This is a genomic window from Pusillimonas sp. SM2304 (genome assembly GCF_031628915.1).
Classification (GTDB): domain Bacteria; phylum Pseudomonadota; class Gammaproteobacteria; order Burkholderiales; family Burkholderiaceae_B; genus Pusillimonas_C.
Map to the genome: position 1 here is coordinate 1250222 of NZ_JAVLUJ010000001.1, position 17913 is coordinate 1268134.

The window sequence follows — 17913 nt, forward strand, 5'->3', positions numbered from 1 at the left end:
GGCCTGCATGCCTGCTTGGGTTCCGGGTTGATTTTCAGGTACGCTCATACGAACTGACCTGGGCAATGGGCATGGACATCTTATCGGTTATCAACAATACGGTTCTGGACCAGGCCCAGGTGGTGGCGGGCCGGGCCGGACTCGCCAATCAGGTGGTCTGGGTGCATATTGTGGATCACCCGGATATTGTCGGATGGGTGCAGCCCGGCCACCTGTTGTTGATGACGGGCTACCACTGGCCCAAGGAAGCATCGGCTCAGCAGGGGCTGATACGCACATTGCATGAACACAAGCTGGCCGGCATTGTGCTGGCGGTTCCGCGCTTCTTGCCGCATTTTTCCGACTCGGCGCGCCAAGAGGCGGATCGCGTCGGGCTGCCGCTGCTCGAATTGCCATGGGACATTCCGTTCAGCCGCGTCACCGAAGAAATCCATAGCCGCATCATTCAGCATCAGCATGCTCTGCTGGCGCGCTCGGACCTTATCCACCGGGCACTGACCGTGGCCGCGGCGTCCAGCGGCAACCTTGAAAGCCTGGCCAGGCTGATGGCCGACAAACTGGATCGGGACACCTGTTTTATCGGCAATGACGGCTTGCTGCTGGGGGCAAACAGCATGACAGAAGGCCGGCAGCAGCGCGAGTCGGCTTATTTCGGGCGTTGGCGCGAGCAGGCCGGCACGGCCATCCGGTCCAGCGGCGTGTCGTTCGTGGCGCCGCCGCTCGAGCGCCCATCGCATCCGGCCCGGCTGGGCTGCGCGGTGCAGGTGCACGGCAGTCAGCGGGCGCTGGTGTGGATGGATGAGCACGATACCGCCTTTACCGACCTGGACCATCGCGCCATTGAGCATGCCGCTGTGGTGGCGGCGCTGCACATTGTGCACACGGATGCGCTGCGCCAGCGCGAAGAGCAGCTAGGCTATGCTTTGCTGGAGTCGCTGCTGGACGGCAGTTTCCTGGCCAGCGAGTCCTCGCTCGAGCGTGCGCGCATTGCGGGCTGGGACCCCTACGCAAGCTACCACGTCGCCTTGCTGCAGCCGAAGACAGGCAGCCCCGCCTCGCCCCAGTGCCTGGAACGGCTGGAGCAGTGGAAAACGCGCGCATACACGGCATTGAAAGCCTGTTCGGCCACCCCGCTGGTGTTCATGACCGCCAGCCAGATCTACTTTCTTCTCCCTGTTTCGCTACCGCTAAACAGATTCTGGCGCAGCCTGGGCGTGGGCCGGCAGGCGGCGCTGGCGGTCAGCCGGCCCGTCCATGGGGTCGAGGGCGTTGCCAAGGGGGGGCGCGACGTGCGCGACCTGCAGGCGCATTTACAGTGGGGCGAAGTCGTGACCTTCGAGCGCGTGCTGTTCCCGCGCGCGCTGATGGGCGATGCGGAAGCCAGGCGGCTGTTCATCGAGCAGCGCATCGGACCGCTGCTGGCCGCGCAGAAGAACGAACAACTGCTGCAGACGCTGGACGCATTGAGCAGCACGGGGTTTCAATTGGCCAAGGCCGCCGAACAGCTGGACGTGCATATCAATACGCTGCGCTACCGTATCGACCGCCTTCAGGCGCTACTGGGCCGCAGCCTTGACGATGGGCCGTTACGCCTGGAACTGCAGGTTGCCCTGCAGTTCCGGCGTCTTGAACAGAACCATGACCGCAGCGGCGCCGGCCAGCCGTAGGCAGACCTTGCCCGGCCTGATTGAAATCCGATACGATGCCGACGGTATCGCGCCGGGCGGAACCTTGTCGGGCATACGCCGCAAGGCGCAACAGCTTTTGCAGGAAACTTGATGATAAATGTGATTTTTGCCTCTGACCACAATGCCGAACCGCAGGACTGGATCGTGCCGCTGCAGCGCGAACTGCCCGATGTGCGCATCGTGAACTGGGATGATAACGGGCCGGCGGTCGATGCCCAATTGGCGGTCGTGTGGAATCCGCCCGAAACCCTGTTCATGCGCGAGACCCGGCTTAAGGGGGTGTTCAACCTGGGGGCGGGCGTCGATGCCCTGCTGCGCCTGCCCGGCTTGCGCGCCGATCTGCCCATTGTCCGTCTGGAAGATGCCGGCATGGGCGTGCAGATGGCTGAATATGTTGCCCACGCACTATTGCGCGCGTCCCGCGGATTCGAGCAATACCAGACGCTGCAGCAACAGCGGGAATGGGCGCCCTTGCCTGATATCCAGCGTGCGCAGTGGCCAGTGGGGGTCATGGGTACCGGCCTGATGGGGGCAAGGGTGGCCCAGACACTGGCGGCGCTGGAATATCCCGTGGCGGGCTGGTCCCGCCGCGGCAAAGATATGCCGGGCGTGCAAAGGTTTGCGTCTCCGGCCGAGCTGCCCGCTTTTCTGGCACGCACCCGTGTGCTGGTGAATACCTTGCCGCTGACGCCCGAAACCCGGGGCATACTGTGCCGCGATACCTTGCAGCAACTGCTTCCCGATGCCTACATCATCAATGTGGGCCGGGGCGAGCACCTGGTCGAGGACGACCTGTTGGGCATGATGGCCTCGGGGCATATCAAGGGGGCGACCCTGGACGTGTTCGCGCAGGAACCCCTGCCGTCCGATCATCCGTTCTGGGCGCATCCAGGCATTACGGTCACGCCGCATGTGGCGGCGGCCAGCCTGCGCGATGAAACCATCAGTCAGATCGCGGCCAAAATCAGGGGCTTCCTGAAAGGGGAGGCGCTGACAGGCATGGTGAGCCGCGACCTGGGCTATTGATCATGCCTGGTTGGGCGGGCCTGAAGGGCGCGTGGCCAGGAAAACACCCGCCGCGATGATCAGGGCAATGCCGGCCAGGGCCGGCAGATCGGGCGTTTGCTGGAACCAGAACATGCTGAACGCCACCGCCATCAGCAACTGGCAATAATTGAACGGCGCCAGGGTCGAAGCGGCGACACGCTGGAAGGCGGCGATCAGCAGCAGCTGTCCCGTGGCATTGCATAGCCCCAGGCTCACGATAAACAGCAAGTCCAGCGCCCCGGGCCAGGGGTCGGGCAGGAAGAAAGGCGCCGGCAGCGCTGTGATAATGAAGCAGATGAAGGCGGTATAGGCGTACTGGATGTGATTGGGCACGCGGCTGCTCAAACGGCGCGTCAACAGCTGGAACAAGGCGAAGCTGACCGCCGACACCACCATCAGCAGGGTGCCGAGCCAAGGCAGCTCGTTGCCGGGCCGCACGATCAGCAGCATGCCGGCAAAGCCGGTCACCACCGCCACCCATTTCGCGCGCGTCAAGCGCTCGCTCAGCAGCCAGGGCGACAGCGCCACCACAATCAGCGGCGAGGTGAAATAAATGGCCGTGGCTTCGGCCAGCGGCATCCATTGCAAAGCCGTCATGAAGCAAGTGCCCACCGTGCCCAGGGCGACGCCGCGCAGCAGCAGTTGCCAGCGGTGTGCCGGCTCGCGCGGCATGGTATGGCCGTAGCGGACCAGCATGATGATCCCCACCACGGCCACGGTGGAGTAGCGCATGATGTTCAGGAACGGGGCGGGATAGGTCTGCAGCAGGTACTTGGACGAAGCATCGAAGAAGGCAAACGTCACCAGGCCGCAAAAGAACAGCAGAATGCCCGCCTGTTGCGGACCCAGGGTGAATCGGCGGCTTGACGGGATCGAGCTCATGGCGCCGTATTATTCCGATGAGGTGTGCTGCACCCCTTGAAGAAAAAAGTCCAGGGCCTGGCCGATGCTGTCCAGCATGTAGCCGCCCTCCTGGACGATGACGGTGGGCAGTCCCAGGGCGCCGATGCGCTCGCCCAACTGGCGGTAGACATCGAGCTCCAACCGCAGGACGCTGATGGGATCGTCCTTGTAGCCATCGAAGCCCAATGCCAGGACCAGCGCCTGGGGTCGGAAGTCGCGGATGCTCATCAAGGCCTTGTCCAGCGCGTCCAGGAAGACATCGTTGCCGGCTCCATGGGGCAGCGGCAGGTTCAGGTTATAGCCGTGGCCGCTGCCGTGCCCGTGCTCATGCGGGTACCCCGTGTAGAACGGAAAATAGCTGGCCGGATCCGCATGAAGCGAGACCGTCATGACGTCGGCGCGATGGTAGAAGATGTTCTGCGAGCCGTCGCCGTGGTGTGCGTCGACATCGAGCAGCAGGACCGAAGCGTAGGTATCGCGCAGGCGCTGGGCCGCCATGGCGCTGTTGTTCAAATAGCAGAATCCGCTGGCGCGGTCGCGGTGGGCATGATGCCCGGATGGCCTGCACAAGGCATAGGCCATGCCGCCGGATGCGCAAACGCTTTCAGCGGCCGCAATCGCCGAGTGCGCTGACCGCAGCGCCGCCGTCCAGGTGTGCGGGCCGACCGGGCAGGCCAGATCGCCCAGATACCAGCTGGCCTGCGCAATGATCGAAGGCGAGGGGCACTCGGCGCGCTGGTCCAGGTCGGTTCGGCCGTTGTAATACGGCGCCATGTTCGGCAGGATCTCGGGGCCTGGCTGCAGGCCGGTTTGCGCCAGCGCCTGCCAGCGTTGAAAACCGTCCTTCAGGAAGGTCAGGTAGGGCAGGCTGTGCACCGCGGGCAGGTTCAGCGCGTAATCGGGCGGAACCTGGCTGCTGATCCCTTTCGCCGCCAGCGCCTCATTCAGCGTTGTGGCCCGCGCGGGCACGTCGGTGGGGGCGCAGATACGGCCCGCCCGCATGAACTGCAGCGGCTGGTGCAATAGTTGTTCAGAGGCAAAAAAGGCTTTCATGGTATTCCTGAGTCAATGCCATGCCAGGCGCGGCGCGTCTTACTTGATTTCGATTTCCACGAATACGAATTCCGTATCGCCCGGATTGACGACGTTATGCTTGACCCCGGCGTTGCGGCTGTACGAAACCCCCGCAACGAGCTGGCTGGTGACCGGCCCTTGTTCCGTTTCAAGCAGCAGGGGGCCGGTTGTCATGGGCACAACCACGTAATCCACGCCGTGCTCATGCCAGCCGGTTTCCGCCCCCGGGGGAAAACGCCACTCCGTGACGGTGACACGCGGGTTGTCGATCTGGACGGTGGGGATGGCTTGTGCGCGATTCATGACGTTCCTTGTGAATAGTCCATTCAGTGCCGGGGCGTCTGGGCGCCGGTATGGGGGGGATGCCAGTCTTTGCCGGGGACGGCGGCGACCAGGCTTTGCGTATAGGGCGTTTGCGGGGCCTCGAAAATCTGCGACGGGCTGCCGTACTCCACGACTTTCCCCTGGTGCATCACCACCACGTGGTTGCAGATCTGCGCGGCTACCCGCAGGTCGTGGGTAATGAAAATCAGGGCAATCCGCAGCTTGGCCTGCAGCGTTTGCAATAGCTCAAGCACTTGTGCCTGGACTGAAACGTCAAGCGCGGACACCGATTCATCGGCCACCAGCACCTGCGGTTCCATGGCCAGGGCGCGCGCGATGCCCACGCGCTGGCGCTGGCCGCCGGAAAACTGGTTGGGGTAGCGGTCGAAGGACGAGGCATCCAGCCCGACCAGTTCCAGCAGCTCGCGCGTACGCTGGTCGGCCACGCTGCGGCGCTTGCCGTGCGCGACGGGGCCGTCGGAAATCGACTTGCCGATAGTGTGCCGAGGATTCAAGGAAGCAAAGGGGTCCTGGAAGATCATCTGGATGTGATGCCGCTTTGGGCGAAACTGGCTCTCGGTCAAGGGGGCGATGTCTTCGCCTTTGAACAGCATCTGGCCGCCTTCTACGCCGATCAGCTTCAAGAGGCACTTGCCTATGGTGGATTTTCCCGATCCCGACTCGCCCACAATGCCCAGGGTTTCGCCGCTGCGCACCGTGAAGCTGACGTCGTCGACCGCATGGATGTGGCGCCTGGGACTCAGCAAGCCGCCGCCCAGGGTGTAGGTTTTTTTCAGGCTCCGGATCTCGAGCAATGGCGGCGTGTTGGCGGCTGTCGTGCTTTCGTCGAAGCGCCGGCGCGGCACCGCGGCGATCAGGCGCTGTGTGTAGGGGTGTTGCGGCGCGTTCAGCACCTGCTGCGCCGGGCCCTGTTCCACCAATATGCCTTTTTCCATCACCGCCACGCGGTGGGCGATCTCGGCGACCACCCCGAAGTCGTGGGTCACGAACATCACACCCATGCCTTTCTCTTTCTGGATGCGCGCAATCAGGTTCAGGATCTGCGCCTGGGTGGTCACGTCCAGCGCGGTGGTCGGCTCGTCGGCAATCAGCAAGGCCGGTTCCATCGCCAGGGCAATGGCGATCATGACGCGCTGGCGCTGGCCGCCTGAAAGCCGGAACGGATGCACGTCATACAGTGTTTCGGGGTCGGGCAGGCCCACGAAGTTGAACAGATCGATGACCCGCTTGCGGCGCTGCTCGCCCGGATACGCGTGATGCACCTGCATGACCTCGGCCACCTGCCGGCCCACCGTCATGAGCGGGTTCAGCGCCGACAGCGGCTCCTGGAATATCATGGAGATATCCTTGCCGCGTATACCCTGCAGCACAGGCTCGGCCTGCTGCAGCAGGTCGTTGCCGCGGAACATGATCTGGCCGTTCACCGGTTTCAGGTATTCGGGCAGCAGCCCCATGATGGCGTTGGCGCTCATGGATTTGCCCGAACCGGATTCGCCCACAATGCACAGGATTTCCCCCGCATGGATATCGAAAGAAATATCCTGCACCGCATAGGGCCGGTCGCTGCCAGGCGGCAGGGGAATGGTCAGGTTGCGTACGGAAAGCAAAGAAGACGTGTCGTTCATGCCCTGCCCTTTATTCGCCGCGTTTGCGTAGTTGCGGGTTGAGCGCGTCGTTCAGCCCTTCGCCCATCAGGTTGATGGCCAGCACCGTCAACAGGATGGCGATGCCGGGCCACACACTCATCCACCAGGCCTCGCGTATCATGGTGCGCGAAGCGCCTATCATGAAACCCCAGCTCATCAGGTTGCGGTCGCCCAGGCCCAGGAAGGACAGCGCCGATTCGGTCAGAATCGCCGTGGCCACCATGAAAGAGGCCGACACAATAATGGGCGACATGGCGTTGGGCAGTATTTGCGACCACACGATGCGCATGGGTTTCTGGCCGATGACGATGGCCGCCTGCACAAACTCGCGCTGCTTGAGCGTCATGAATTCGGAGCGCACCAGCCGCGCCGCCGGCGGCCACGACACGGCCATGATCGCCCCCATGATGGAATAGATAGAGGGGCTGAGCACGGCGACGATCACGACCGCCAGCGCCAGTTGCGGAATGGTCTGGAAAAATTCGGTGAAGCGCATCAGGATGTCGTCGATGACGCCGCCGTAAAAGCCCGCCAGCGCCCCCACCAGAATCCCGAAGATCAGCGCCACAATCGTGGAAACCAGGCCGATCATGAGCGACACCCGGGCGCCCCAGACCAGGCCGGCGGTGATGTCGCGGCCCAGCATGTCGGTGCCGAACGGATAAGCCGCGTCGGTAAAGGGCGGGATCAGGGGCGCCGCCACCATCATCCACGGCGAGGTGTCGTACAGCAGGGGGGCGGCCAGCGCCAGGATGGCGACCAGGATGATGATGGCGAGGCCGAAGATGGCCCCCCGGTTTTGCATATAGCGTTGCATCAAGCCTTTCATCATGCCCCCTGTGCCTGCGCGCCCGCTGCGATCCGGGGATCAACGTAGCGGTAGATAATATCGGTGATCAGGTTGAAGACCACGACCATGACGGACGTGACAAGAAAGATGCCCAGCAGCAATTGATAGTCGCGCTGCAGCAAGGCATCGAGCATCAGGCGTCCGATGCCGGGCCAGGCAAAGACGGTTTCCGTCAGCACGGCGCCGCCCGCCATCTGGCCCAGTTGTATGCCGGCGAACGTGATCACGGGCAGCAAGGCGTTCCGCAGCACATGGACGCGCACCACTTTTTCAGGGGGAACGCCTTTTGCCCGGGCGGTCTTGACGAAGTCCATGCCGATCACTTCCAGCATCGAGGCCCGCGTCAGCCGGACATAGAAGGCCATGAAAAAGCAGCCCAGCGTAATGGTGGGCAGCACCAGGTGGGTGGCAATGTCGCGCGCCCGCGCCAGGCCGGTCAGGCTGGAACCCACCGTTTCCATGCCGAACGCCGGCAGCCAGCCCAGCACCACGGAAAACAGCAGGATGCCCATGAGCGACAGCCAGAAAAGCGGCGTGGCATACAGGATCAGCGCGCCGGTCATGACCGTGCTGTCCAGCCATTGCCGGCGGTTGTTGTAGCGCGCTTTGGCGGCAAAGACGCCCAGCAGCACGCCTGCGATGATCGAGAACACGAAGGCGGACGACATCAACAGCAATGTGGCCGGCAGGCGTTCAAGGATAAGGTCGAGGACCGGGACGTGATTGCGGTAGGAAAACCCCAGGTCGAGCTGGACCACGTCCTTCAGATACAGGTACAGCTGGGTGAGCAGGGGCTTGTCCAGCCCGAAGGACTCGCGCAGCTGCGCCAGGTAGGCCGGGTCGCCTGCGCCGGCCTGGCCCGCCAGGACCGCCGCGGGGTCCCCGGGGGCCAGCCGGATCAAGAAGAAATTGACAACCACCACCCCTAAAACCACGAAGACGGCTTTACCAAGGCGTGATGCGAGGAAGAGGGCGAATTTCATAAGGCGATCCGGATTCGGTGTGGATTACTTCTCGATATACACGTCGTCAAAAGTATCGTTCAGGCCGATGGCCGTCTTGACCAGATTCTTGATGTTCTTGCGATACAGCGTGGGGAATTCCATGTCGACCAGAAAGCCGTTGCCCATGTCTTCGACCAGCTTGGTCTGGATCTGGGTGTACAGTTCCTGGCGCTTGGCGGGGTCGACCTCGGATGCCGCGGCCGTCCATGCCTTGTCGAGCTCGGGATTGATATAGCCCTGCACATTGGCAAAGGGCGAGCCCTTGACGTTGTTGGCCTCGATATACAGGCGCTCCACACCCAGCGCCGGATCGCCATACTGATAGGCATAGGTGGTGGTCAGGTCGAAGTCCCAATTGCCGGTGCGGCTTGCCCAGCCGCCCGCGTCGGTCGATTCCAGATTGACCTTGAAGCCCAGCTGTTCCAGCGACTGCTTGGTGTATTCGTCCAGGCGCTCCCAGGTAGATCCGTAGGGAAAGGCCAGCATGCGTATCGTGTGATCGGCGGGGTTCACGCCCGATTCCTTGATCAGCGCCTTGGCTTTCTTCAGGTCGAACTCGATGGCGGGCGTGTTTGCATCGTAGAACATCTCGGTGGCGACAAACGGGCCGGTGGACAGCTTGCCCAGGCCAAAGAAGATGTTGTTGATGATCATCTGCCGGTTCAGGGCCGTCATGACGGCCTGGCGCACCTTGATGTTGTCGAAGGGCGGCTTGCGCATGTTGAAGATCAGGTAGGCCTGGGGCGAGAACATTTCCCAGCCCTGGGTGGTGTATTCCACGTCGGGCAGGCTGCGCAGGCGCTTGACGTCGACGTTGTCGATATCGCCGCCGCGCAGGACGTTGACCGTGCCCTGCTCGAAGGCCACGGCGCGCGACGCGGAGTCGGGGATGATGTTGAAAATAAGCGCGTCCAGATAAGGCTTGCCTTCCTTCCAGTAGTTGGGGTTGCGCTCCAGCTTGATGTATTCGCCGCGCTTCCATTCTTTGAACTTGAAGGGGCCGGTGCCCACGGGATTCTGGTTGGCCGGGTTCTTCAGGTAGTCGGTGCCTTCATACAGGTGCTTGGGCATCATGGGGGCGAAGCCGGGCTCGAACATCAGGATGAAGGCGGGAAAGGACGCCTTGAGCTTGATTTCGACGGTCAGGTCGTCGACCTTCTTGACCGACTCCAGGTATTTGTTCAGGATGACGCGGGCCCGCGCGTGGGTCTTGGGCAGCATGTCGCCCATCGAGAACACCACGTCGTCGGCCGTGAATGGCTTGCCGTCATGCCAGGTCACCCCTTCATTCAGGTGAAAGGTATAGGTTAGGCCGTCGGCGCTCATGTCCCAGCTTTTGGCCAGGCCGGGCTGCGGCTTCAGGTCGTGGCTGTAGGTCAGCAGGCTTTCGTAGATTTTCCCGGCCACGAACTGCGTGGGCGCCTGCTGGTTGATGGCGGTGACGATGATCGGCGGCTCGGGCTGCACGATCATGCTGAGTGTCCCGCCCCGTGTTTGGGCCCCGGCGCCAAGCGCGTGGGCCATGGCAAGGGCGCCGACGGTCAGTTTGAGCCAGTGTTTGATTTTCATTTTGTCGCCTCCTGTGGGTGGTTGTTGTTACCGCTGGCTGGCCGGCGCGACCCCGCACCAGTCCACCATGAACTGCATCATGGTGGCTGCCACACGTTGCATGCTGGCCAGTGAAACGGATTCGTCAATACCATGGATATTGCGTGCCTCGGGCCCGTAGCAGGTCACGGGCATGTCGGTCATCAGGCGGAAGTGGCGCGCATCGGTTGTCGCGGTGCACGCCAGTTGCTCGGGCTCTTTGCCGGTAATCTTTTTATGTGCCAGCGCCAGGGTGCGCATGGCCGGCGCGTCAAGATCGAAATCGCAGCCGGGGGCGAACTGGCCTTCGTAGCGGATGTTGACCGACAACGAACTGTTCAGGCGCTTGACGGTGGCATGCACGCACTCGCTGACGATGCGCTGGGCCTCGGCCGGCGCCATGTCAGGATAGAAGCTGATGCGCGTGCCCAGCGTGCAGGTGCAGGGCACGGACGAGTTCCATTCGCCGCCTTCGATACGCCCCAGGTTGAAGTTGATGGGATGCGCGGCATCCTTGAACAAGGGGTGGCGGTTCTCCGGGCGATTCCATTCGGCCTCGATTTCCTTTAGGGCGGCCATGACCGCGATGCCGGCTTCGATCGGGTTGACGCCCGTATTCATGTAGGCCACGTGCGCCGGCCGCCCGGTCAGCTCAATAAACATCCAGAAGACACCCACTTGGCCTGAAAGCATGGTTTCGGCAAAGGGCTCGGGAATGATGGTGGCCTCGAAGTCGGTCAGCCGCGCCTTGGCAATTGCGTTCTTCAGGGCATGGAGGGTGGACAGGGTGCCGTTGCCGCCGTCTTCTTCATTCAGGACCGCATTGAAGCCGACCGTGCCGGCCGGTTGCAGGCCCATGTCGCGCAAGGCCTTGTAGGCCGCCATGGCGCACACAATGCCGGCCTTCATGTCGCCGCTGCCGCGCCCATAGAGCCAACCATCCAGGACGATGGGGGAAAACGGCGGGTGCGTCCACATGCTGGCCGGGCCGGTGGGCACGACGTCAAGGTGGCCATTGAACAGTACTGAACGGCCCGTGGGGTTGGGCGGCATATGCCGGGCCAGCAGGTTGTAGCGGCCATTGTCGGGCGCATACGGGCAGGCGAACAGCGGCAGGTCCTTCAACTGATCGTTATTCAGCATGATGCGTTCTGTATCCAGGTCCAGTTCGGCCAGCGCGCTTTCCAGAAACCGCGCCGCGGGCTCTTCCGCGCCCGATGGGCTTTCCGCTGCCACGAAATCCGACAGGGTCCGGATCATGTAGGGCTCGACCGCTTCAATGGCTTGAATGATTTCAGCGCTGCTCGGCGTCATGCTTGTCTCCCGGAGAGGGTCTATTTTTTGTTGTCCATAACGTAATCCAGTTCTGGTACTATGAAAAGAGCCACTATGCGTTTGATTGATGGGTCCACTTCCAGGGAAAACGGCGTGCTTTCCGATCTTCTGCTACAGACCATAGAACGTCAAGGCGGGCAATCCCTGTCGCGCCAGGTCTACGACGTATTGCGCCACTTGATTCTGCAAGGCGATATTGCCGCGGGCACAAAACTGACCGCCAGCCGCGCCTTGGCGCGCGATACGGGCCTGTCGCGCAATACCGTCCTGGCGGCCTACGAGCAGTTGCAATCCGAGGGCTATATCGTTACCAGCAGCGGCAGCGGCACCTATGTGTCGGATACCATGCCCGCCCGCAGCGAGCCGGCAACCGTCGCCGCGGACAACGGCGGCGACCCGGAAAAGCCCCAGTTGGTGTTATCGCGCCGCGGTACGCAGATCATTCGCAATGCCCAGGCATCCGACAAGCAGTGGGGCGCCTTCGTCCCCGGTGTGCCCGATGTGTCCCAGTTTCCGCACCGGACCTGGCTGCGCTTGCTGCGCCGGCACTGGCGCAAGCCCGATCCGGCCTTGTTGACCTATGCCTATGGCGCCGGCTACCTGCCTTTACGCACGGCGCTGTCCGAACACTTGCGCCTGGCGCGCTCCGTGCGATGCGACTCCGACCAGGTCCTGCTCAGCAGCGGCATCCATCAGTCCATCAGCCTGATCGCCAATCTGCTGGGGGATAGCGGCTGCTCCGCCTGGATCGAAAACCCGGCCTACTGGGGGGCCGCCAATATGCTGCGCACCTGCGGAATCCGCACGGTGCCCATCGACCTGGATGAGGAAGGCCTGGCGCCTACGGCAAGTCAGATGGAAGACCCGCCGCGCTTTATTTTCGTGACGCCTTCCCATCAATACCCCCTGGGCACGGTCATGAGCCTGGCGCGCCGGCGCATGCTGCTGGAGTACGCCCACACGCACGGCACCTGGATCATCGAAGATGATTACGACAGCGAGTTCCGGTTCGGGGGGCGGCCCATTGCGTCCTTGCAGGGCCTGGACGACAACGACCGCGTCCTGTATCTGGGCACGTTCTCGAAAACGCTTTTTCCAAGCCTGCGCCTGGGCTATATGGTGGTGCCCAAAGCGCTGACCGGGCATTTTTCCACCGGCCTGACCGAGCTGTATCGCGATGGCCGGCAGATCGAGCAGGCCGTGTTGGCGGATTTCATCAGCGAAGGGCACTATGCGGCCCACATCCGCCGTGCCCGCATGTGCTATGCGCGCCGGCAGGCGCTGTTGCGCGACGCCATACTGGACGCTTTCGGCGCGGACTGGCCCGTTTCCACCCAGGATGCCGGCATGCACCTGGTCATGCATTTGCCGCCCGGCACCGACGATGTGGGCATCGTGCTGGCGGCGCGTTCGGCCGAAATCTATGTGCGCGCGCTATCGCGCTACTACGCCGACGGCGTCGGCCCGCCCGGCCTGCTGCTGGGCTATGCCACCGTCCCCGACGACCAGATTGCGCCCATGTTCCGCAAACTGACGCAGCTTATATTGCCGGGGTTGAAGGCGGGGGCTGTGCTGCGCCCATGCAGGCGCGACCTTGTGGGCGCCACTCAGTTTCTGTAAAGTGGTGACGCTCCGATGCGGCGATCGGAGTTTTTGCTTTGGTCTCCATGGTCAAGCCGCTGTCCACGGCCGGGGGGCTTGTTATCGGAATGGTATTGACGCAATGACACAGCCCCAATGGATGATATTGGCCATCCTGGCCGCGACCCTGAGCTTGTTCTTGTATGGCCGCTGGCGGCATGACATTGTTGCGGCGGCCGCGCTGGTGGCCAGCGTCATCGTCGGACTGGTTCCGGCCAACGAAGCGTTTGCGGGGTTTTCGCATCCGGCTGTCGTCACAGTGGCCTGCGTGCTTATCCTGAGCAGCGCCCTGCTGCATACCGGCGTGGTCGACCTATTGGCCCAGCGCGTGCTGCCGACCGACGCGGGTCCGACCATCACCCTTCTTGCTTTGACGGGCTTGGCGGCCGTGTTGTCCAGCTTCATGAACAATGTGGGCGCGCTGGCGTTGTTGATGCCCATCGCCATGCAAATCGCGCAGCGCCAGGGCATTGCGCCGGGCAAAATACTGATGCCTTTGTCCTTTGCAACCATGCTGGGCGGCATGACCACGCTGATTGGGACGCCGTCCAACCTGATTGTGTCGGGCTTTCGCGAACAGCTTGGAGAGGGCGGTTTCCAGATGTTCGACTTTACGCCGGTCGGCGTGGTGGTGGCGGTGGGCGGTATCCTGTTCATCACCTTGATCGGCTGGCGCATTGTTCCCGCGCGCGAACGCTCCGGTGCCGAGTCATTCGATACGGGAACCTACCTGACTGAAGCGCGTGTCGCCGCCAATTCCAAGGCCATCGGCATGACGCTGCACGAGGCCGAAAGCGAACTGGAAGGGGCTGATGCGCAAATCATCAGTCTTGTCCGGAACGAGATCAGGCTGACGGCGCCCCGTACCGCGGGTGTCTTGCGTGAAGGCGATCTGGTGTTGATTGAAGCCGACCCCGAAGCGCTGGCAAGCGCCCTGGATAGCCTGGGCCTGGTGTTTGGTGAAGGCAAGTCTCAGGACGAGGACGAAGACAAGGACCAGAATGCCGATGCGGACGAAGCATCCGATGGGGATGACGCCGACGCAAGGAGCAAGGCCAGTGCGGCGTCCGGCGGTGGCGCGTCTCGCCATCAAAGTAGCCCCGGCGACGAAGCGGCCGGCGAGGCCGGGGATGACGAAGAAGCGCAGAAAAAGAAAAACAAGCGGTCCGCCCAACTGGATGAGGCCGAGTTGATCGAGCTGGTCATCCTGCCCGGATCCGGCTTGCTGGGCCGTAGCGCCAGCGACATCGACCTGCGCGAACGCTACGGCATCAATCTGCTGGCCATATCGCGCCAGGGCGCGCGTATCCGCAGCCGGGTGCGGCACACGGCTTTGCGCGACGGCGACGTCCTGCTCATGCAGGGCTCAAGCGATCTGGTTTCGGAATTTGCATCCAATGCGGGCTGCGCGCCATTGGCCAAGCGTCCGCTGCGCACCCCTGACCGCAAGAAGCTGATCACTGCGGCCGCTATCATGGTCTTTGCGGTCGCCCTGACAGCATGCAATATATTGCCGGCGGCAATCAGCTTCCTGCTGGGTGTGCTGCTGTTGATGATCCTGCGCGTGCTGCCCCTGCGCAAAATGTACGAGGCGGTGGACTGGCCCGTCATCGTCCTGCTTGGCGCACTGCTCCCCGTGGCCCAGGCCATTGAAGACACTGGCACTGCCAAACTGATTGCGGTCTTCCTGCTTGAGAACGTTGCGCAAGGCAACGCCATTGTCGCGCTGACGGTGGTGCTGCTGGTGACCATGACCATGTCCGACGTTATCAACAATGCCGCCACGGCCGCTATTATGTGCCCGATTGCGATCGGCTCGGCCGCGCAATTGAATGCCAATGCCGACCCATTCCTGATGGCGGTGGCGATCGGCGCTTCAGCCGCTTTCCTGACACCGATCGGCCACCAGAACAATACCCTGATCCTGGGGCCGGGCGGATTCCGGTTTGGCGACTACTGGCGCCTGGGTCTGCCGCTGGAATTGGCGATATGCGCCATCGCCATACCCATGCTATTGCTGGTCTGGCCGTTCTGATCTGTGCGCAGGATACCTTCGTCAGCGCACAACGCACTCGTATCAGGGGACAGCATGGACCGTATTGACACCTTTTCATCGTGGGATGCCGCCCGTGATTTAGGTACCTTGTGGCGTTCGCGCTCTCGCCTGGGGCGTACGTTTGCCGTGCAGCCGGGGCAATCCCTGTATTCGCAGGGGTCCCGGCACGATTCGTTTTACCTGGTTGAATCGGGCTTTATCCATACCACGGTTCTGCGTCCTGACGGGACTGCCTTGCTGCTGGAAATCTTTGGGCCGCAAGCGATCTTCGGCGAGGCGACCGCCTTCATTGGAACCAAGCGATATGTCACCGCGGTGGCCGTCACGCCCGCCACGGTCACCGAATTCAGCGCAACGCAGATGACCCGGATTTTCGAGACGGACGCCGCCCTGTCCGTCTCTTTGATCCAGTTGCTGGGCATAAAACATCGAATTCTCATCGCCAAGCTCATGAGTTTCGTCTCCGATAGTCCAGAGGTAAGGGTGGGCGGGCTGCTTGGCCGTATCGCGCTGATTGCCCAGGAAGGACGGGACGAGCCGGTGAACATCGACCTGACGCATGAACAGCTGGCTTCCATGACGGCGCTTAGCCGCGTGACGATCACGCGTGTGCTCAAGTCCCTGGCTGATCAAAAGCTGCTGTCCACCCATTACGGCGTCATTAAAGTCGCGGCGCCATCGGCGCTGATTGATCTCGTGCCTCGTATCTAGCGCGCTCCCCGCGGCCGCTCGAGGCGGAATGCGGTAGCGACTTTGTATCCCGGTATACGTTCTTATTGCGGAAGCCGACATAAGATCGGGTTTTCCACGGGAGAACGTAAGCGTGCTGCTAGAAAACCAGCTTGTCCTGATCACCGGCGCAGCCAAAGGAAACGGCGCGGCCATTGCCAAGGGGATGGCCGCGCACGGCGCCATCGTGGTGATTACCGATATCGATGAAAGCGCTGCGCTGGCGACGGCAAGCGGACTGCGCGCACAAGGATTCAGCGCTTTCAGCTATCGGCTCGACGTGCGAGACTCGGCGTGTTGCGCTGACGTCATTGACCAGGTTGAAGCGGAAATCGGCACCTTGTCGGTATTGGTGAATAACGCTGGAGTACGTCCGCGCCACACGTTCGACAGCCGCGATCGCGACGCGCTCTGGCGTTACGCGATGGATGTAAACGTGGACGGTATACGAAACATGACCTTGGCGGCGCTTGCGCAATTGAAAGCGACCCAAGGCAGCGTGATCAACATTACGTCCATCGCGGCCCATCAGGCCTCGGGCCTGTCCATTTCATACTCCACCTCGAAAGCCGCTGCGCATATGCTGACGAAAGTGCTGGCGCTGGAGCTGGCACGCGATGGGGTGCGCGTCAATGCCATCGCGCCCGGGGTGATTGAAACCGATATGACCGCATCTTCCAGAAGCGATCCGCAACGGCGCAGCGCGTTGCTGGCGCGCGTGCCCATGGCCAAATTCGGAAAACCTGAAGACCTGGCCGGACCCGCCATCTTCCTGGCCTCTTCTTTGTCTGGTTATATGACCGGCTCGACCCTGGCCGTGGATGGCGGCTATCTGGCGGCATAGCGCAGGGCGCCCCTGTCCGGCGCGGCATCCGTTACGACGATACATACATTTTTCAAGAAGGAGACACCGTTGAAAACGACACGTAGAAAATTGCTCATGGGCCTTGGGCTTGGTTTTCCCATGCTTGCAGCGGGCATGGGAAAGGCATGGGCGTATCCCGATCGCCCCATCAAGATCGTAGTTCCTTATCCCACGGGCAGCTCATTGGAAGTCATTGCCAGGGTGGTTGCCGAGTCGTATCTTGGCGAGCTTGGAAGCCCGGCCATTGTGTTCAATATGCCTGGTGGATCGGCGGCGATCGGGACGCGGTCAGTGGCGCAGTCGGCCCCCGATGGCTATACCTTGCTGCTGGGTACGAACCAGACCCATGGCGCCAACAGTGCGCTATACCCCAAGCTGGGCTACGACCCCGTGCAGGATTTCATTCCCATCGCCGGCTTGGGACGGCTCCAGCACTTATTGGTGGCCAGGAAGGACCTGGGCGTCGACACGCTGGATGCGTTCGTCGAGCTTGTACGCAGCCGCAGCGGAGACATCAATTACGGCTCCAGCGGCAACGGATCGGCTTCGCATCTTGCCGCGGAAATGTTCAAGCGCAGTGCCGGGGTGGACATGCAGCATATTCCCTATAAAGGCAGCGGCGACGTCGTGCAGGCCATTATGGGCGGCCATATCGATGCCGCATTCTCGACCATGCCCACCGTGCTGGCGCAAGTCAGAAACGGCGACCTGATCGCTTTGGCCGTCGCATCGGCGACCCGGTCCCCCAGCCTGCCTGACATACCCACCTTGACTGAGAAAGGCATCCTGAATGCCGAAGCCGATGCATGGTCGGCCTTGTTCGCGCCCAAGGGAACACCGCCTCAAGTGATTGAGAAATTGGCCGCCACCACGCTCAAGACTTTCTCCGATCCCGCTGTCATACAAAGAATCGCCGCGACCGGCTTCATCCCGGAAATCACGCCGCAGCAGGCGTTCCGGGAGTTCCTGCTGAAAGACATGCAGAACTGGGCCGACATCATTCGCGACGCGAACATCACGGTGGATTAAGCGGCTTCGTCCAAGGGCCGGCAAGGCAGCGCAGCTACGGTACACTTTGGCATAGGCAATCCCTTGGCTTGTTTGGCGTCGGAAGCCTGCGGCCACCAGCCTTTGGCGGGGGAT

Annotated in this window: 16 protein-coding genes; 8 read left to right on the top strand and 8 right to left on the bottom strand. The window is 62.3% G+C overall.

All coding sequences use genetic code 11. The features are described from left to right. Window positions 1-71: 71 nt before the first annotated feature. Genes RE432_RS05680 through RE432_RS05690 form a run of 3 tightly spaced genes read left to right on the top strand, consistent with a single transcriptional unit; the run spans window position 72 to window position 2714 of the window. Complete coding sequence (locus RE432_RS05680) at window positions 72-1667, top strand: PucR family transcriptional regulator ligand-binding domain-containing protein (protein WP_310932290.1); 1596 nt, start codon at window positions 72-74, stop codon at window positions 1665-1667. Continuing rightward, window positions 1639-1779, top strand: a complete 141-nt coding sequence (locus RE432_RS05685) for a hypothetical protein (RefSeq protein ID WP_310933074.1) — start codon at window positions 1639-1641, stop codon at window positions 1777-1779. The genes RE432_RS05680 and RE432_RS05685 overlap by 29 nt, the downstream gene beginning before the upstream one ends. A 2-nt stretch (window positions 1780-1781) precedes the next feature. Continuing rightward, window positions 1782-2714 carry a glyoxylate/hydroxypyruvate reductase A gene (locus RE432_RS05690; RefSeq protein WP_310933032.1) on the top strand — a complete coding sequence of 311 codons (933 nt, stop codon included), beginning with the start codon at window positions 1782-1784 and terminating at the stop codon, window positions 2712-2714. Here RE432_RS05690 and RE432_RS05695 read toward each other — a convergent pair whose 3' ends face one another. Genes RE432_RS05695 through RE432_RS05730 form a run of 8 tightly spaced genes read right to left on the bottom strand, consistent with a single transcriptional unit; the run spans window position 2715 to window position 11458 of the window. Beyond that, window positions 2715-3617 (bottom strand): DMT family transporter, encoded by a 903-nt coding sequence (locus RE432_RS05695; RefSeq protein WP_310932291.1) that lies wholly within the window; start codon window positions 3615-3617, stop codon window positions 2715-2717. Window positions 3618-3626: 9 nt separating this feature from the next. Then, window positions 3627-4691 (bottom strand): histone deacetylase family protein, encoded by a 1065-nt coding sequence (locus tag RE432_RS05700; protein WP_310932292.1) that lies wholly within the window; start codon window positions 4689-4691, stop codon window positions 3627-3629. 39 nt (window positions 4692-4730) lie between these two features. Then, window positions 4731-5015 carry a cupin domain-containing protein gene (locus RE432_RS05705; protein ID WP_310932293.1) on the bottom strand — a complete coding sequence of 95 codons (285 nt, stop codon included), beginning with the start codon at window positions 5013-5015 and terminating at the stop codon, window positions 4731-4733. 23 nt (window positions 5016-5038) lie between these two features. Next, complete coding sequence (locus RE432_RS05710) at window positions 5039-6682, bottom strand: ABC transporter ATP-binding protein (RefSeq protein ID WP_310932294.1); 1644 nt, start codon at window positions 6680-6682, stop codon at window positions 5039-5041. Window positions 6683-6692: 10 nt separating this feature from the next. Beyond that, window positions 6693-7532, bottom strand: a complete 840-nt coding sequence (locus RE432_RS05715) for an ABC transporter permease (protein WP_310933033.1) — start codon at window positions 7530-7532, stop codon at window positions 6693-6695. Beyond that, window positions 7532-8536 (bottom strand): ABC transporter permease, encoded by a 1005-nt coding sequence (locus RE432_RS05720; RefSeq protein WP_310932295.1) that lies wholly within the window; start codon window positions 8534-8536, stop codon window positions 7532-7534. Before RE432_RS05720 ends, RE432_RS05715 begins: the two co-directional genes overlap by 1 nt. Before the next feature lie 24 nt (window positions 8537-8560). Further along, on the bottom strand, window positions 8561-10126 hold the full coding sequence (locus RE432_RS05725) for an ABC transporter substrate-binding protein (protein WP_310932296.1): 1566 nt from the start codon (window positions 10124-10126) through the stop codon (window positions 8561-8563). A 27-nt stretch (window positions 10127-10153) separates the two neighbouring features. After that, the gene (locus RE432_RS05730; RefSeq protein ID WP_310932297.1) at window positions 10154-11458 is read right to left on the bottom strand and encodes an ArgE/DapE family deacylase; all 1305 of its coding nucleotides are present in this window, start codon (window positions 11456-11458) and stop codon (window positions 10154-10156) included. A gap of 75 nt (window positions 11459-11533) precedes the next feature. Here RE432_RS05730 and RE432_RS05735 point away from each other — a divergent pair, with 75 nt between their 5' ends. The 5 genes from RE432_RS05735 to RE432_RS05755 all read left to right on the top strand — a co-directional run bounded on the left by RE432_RS05735 (window position 11534) and on the right by RE432_RS05755 (window position 17799). Then, on the top strand, window positions 11534-13099 hold the full coding sequence (locus tag RE432_RS05735) for a PLP-dependent aminotransferase family protein (protein WP_310932298.1): 1566 nt from the start codon (window positions 11534-11536) through the stop codon (window positions 13097-13099). Window positions 13100-13202: 103 nt separating this feature from the next. Then, window positions 13203-15155 carry an SLC13 family permease gene (locus RE432_RS05740; RefSeq protein WP_310932299.1) on the top strand — a complete coding sequence of 651 codons (1953 nt, stop codon included), beginning with the start codon at window positions 13203-13205 and terminating at the stop codon, window positions 15153-15155. A 54-nt stretch (window positions 15156-15209) separates the two neighbouring features. After that, window positions 15210-15887: a Crp/Fnr family transcriptional regulator gene (locus RE432_RS05745; RefSeq protein ID WP_310932300.1), complete on the top strand. Its 678-nt coding sequence runs from the start codon at window positions 15210-15212 to the stop codon at window positions 15885-15887. A 112-nt stretch (window positions 15888-15999) separates the two neighbouring features. Beyond that, window positions 16000-16749, top strand: a complete 750-nt coding sequence (locus tag RE432_RS05750) for an SDR family NAD(P)-dependent oxidoreductase (protein ID WP_310932301.1) — start codon at window positions 16000-16002, stop codon at window positions 16747-16749. A gap of 69 nt (window positions 16750-16818) precedes the next feature. Further along, entirely contained in the window at window positions 16819-17799 is a 981-nt protein-coding gene (locus RE432_RS05755; protein WP_310932302.1) for a tripartite tricarboxylate transporter substrate binding protein, read from the top strand. Window positions 17800-17913 lie beyond the last annotated feature (114 nt).

Bases quoted from the DNA above. Each gene is read 5' to 3' on its own strand.
- RE432_RS05680 (WP_310932290.1), top strand. From the start codon at position 72: ATGGACATCTTATCGGTTATCAACAATACGGTTCTGGACCAGGCCCAG.
- RE432_RS05685 (WP_310933074.1), top strand. From the start codon at position 1,639: ATGACCGCAGCGGCGCCGGCCAGCCGTAGGCAGACCTTGCCCGGCCTG.
- RE432_RS05695 (WP_310932291.1), bottom strand. From the start codon at position 3,617: ATGAGCTCGATCCCGTCAAGCCGCCGATTCACCCTGGGTCCGCAACAG.
- RE432_RS05700 (WP_310932292.1), bottom strand. From the start codon at position 4,691: ATGAAAGCCTTTTTTGCCTCTGAACAACTATTGCACCAGCCGCTGCAG.
- RE432_RS05705 (WP_310932293.1), bottom strand. From the start codon at position 5,015: ATGAATCGCGCACAAGCCATCCCCACCGTCCAGATCGACAACCCGCGT.
- RE432_RS05710 (WP_310932294.1), bottom strand. From the start codon at position 6,682: ATGAACGACACGTCTTCTTTGCTTTCCGTACGCAACCTGACCATTCCC.
- RE432_RS05715 (WP_310933033.1), bottom strand. From the start codon at position 7,532: ATGAAAGGCTTGATGCAACGCTATATGCAAAACCGGGGGGCCATCTTC.
- RE432_RS05720 (WP_310932295.1), bottom strand. From the start codon at position 8,536: ATGAAATTCGCCCTCTTCCTCGCATCACGCCTTGGTAAAGCCGTCTTC.
- RE432_RS05725 (WP_310932296.1), bottom strand. From the start codon at position 10,126: ATGAAAATCAAACACTGGCTCAAACTGACCGTCGGCGCCCTTGCCATG.
- RE432_RS05730 (WP_310932297.1), bottom strand. From the start codon at position 11,458: ATGACGCCGAGCAGCGCTGAAATCATTCAAGCCATTGAAGCGGTCGAG.
- RE432_RS05735 (WP_310932298.1), top strand. From the start codon at position 11,534: ATGCGTTTGATTGATGGGTCCACTTCCAGGGAAAACGGCGTGCTTTCC.
- RE432_RS05740 (WP_310932299.1), top strand. From the start codon at position 13,203: ATGACACAGCCCCAATGGATGATATTGGCCATCCTGGCCGCGACCCTG.
- RE432_RS05745 (WP_310932300.1), top strand. From the start codon at position 15,210: ATGGACCGTATTGACACCTTTTCATCGTGGGATGCCGCCCGTGATTTA.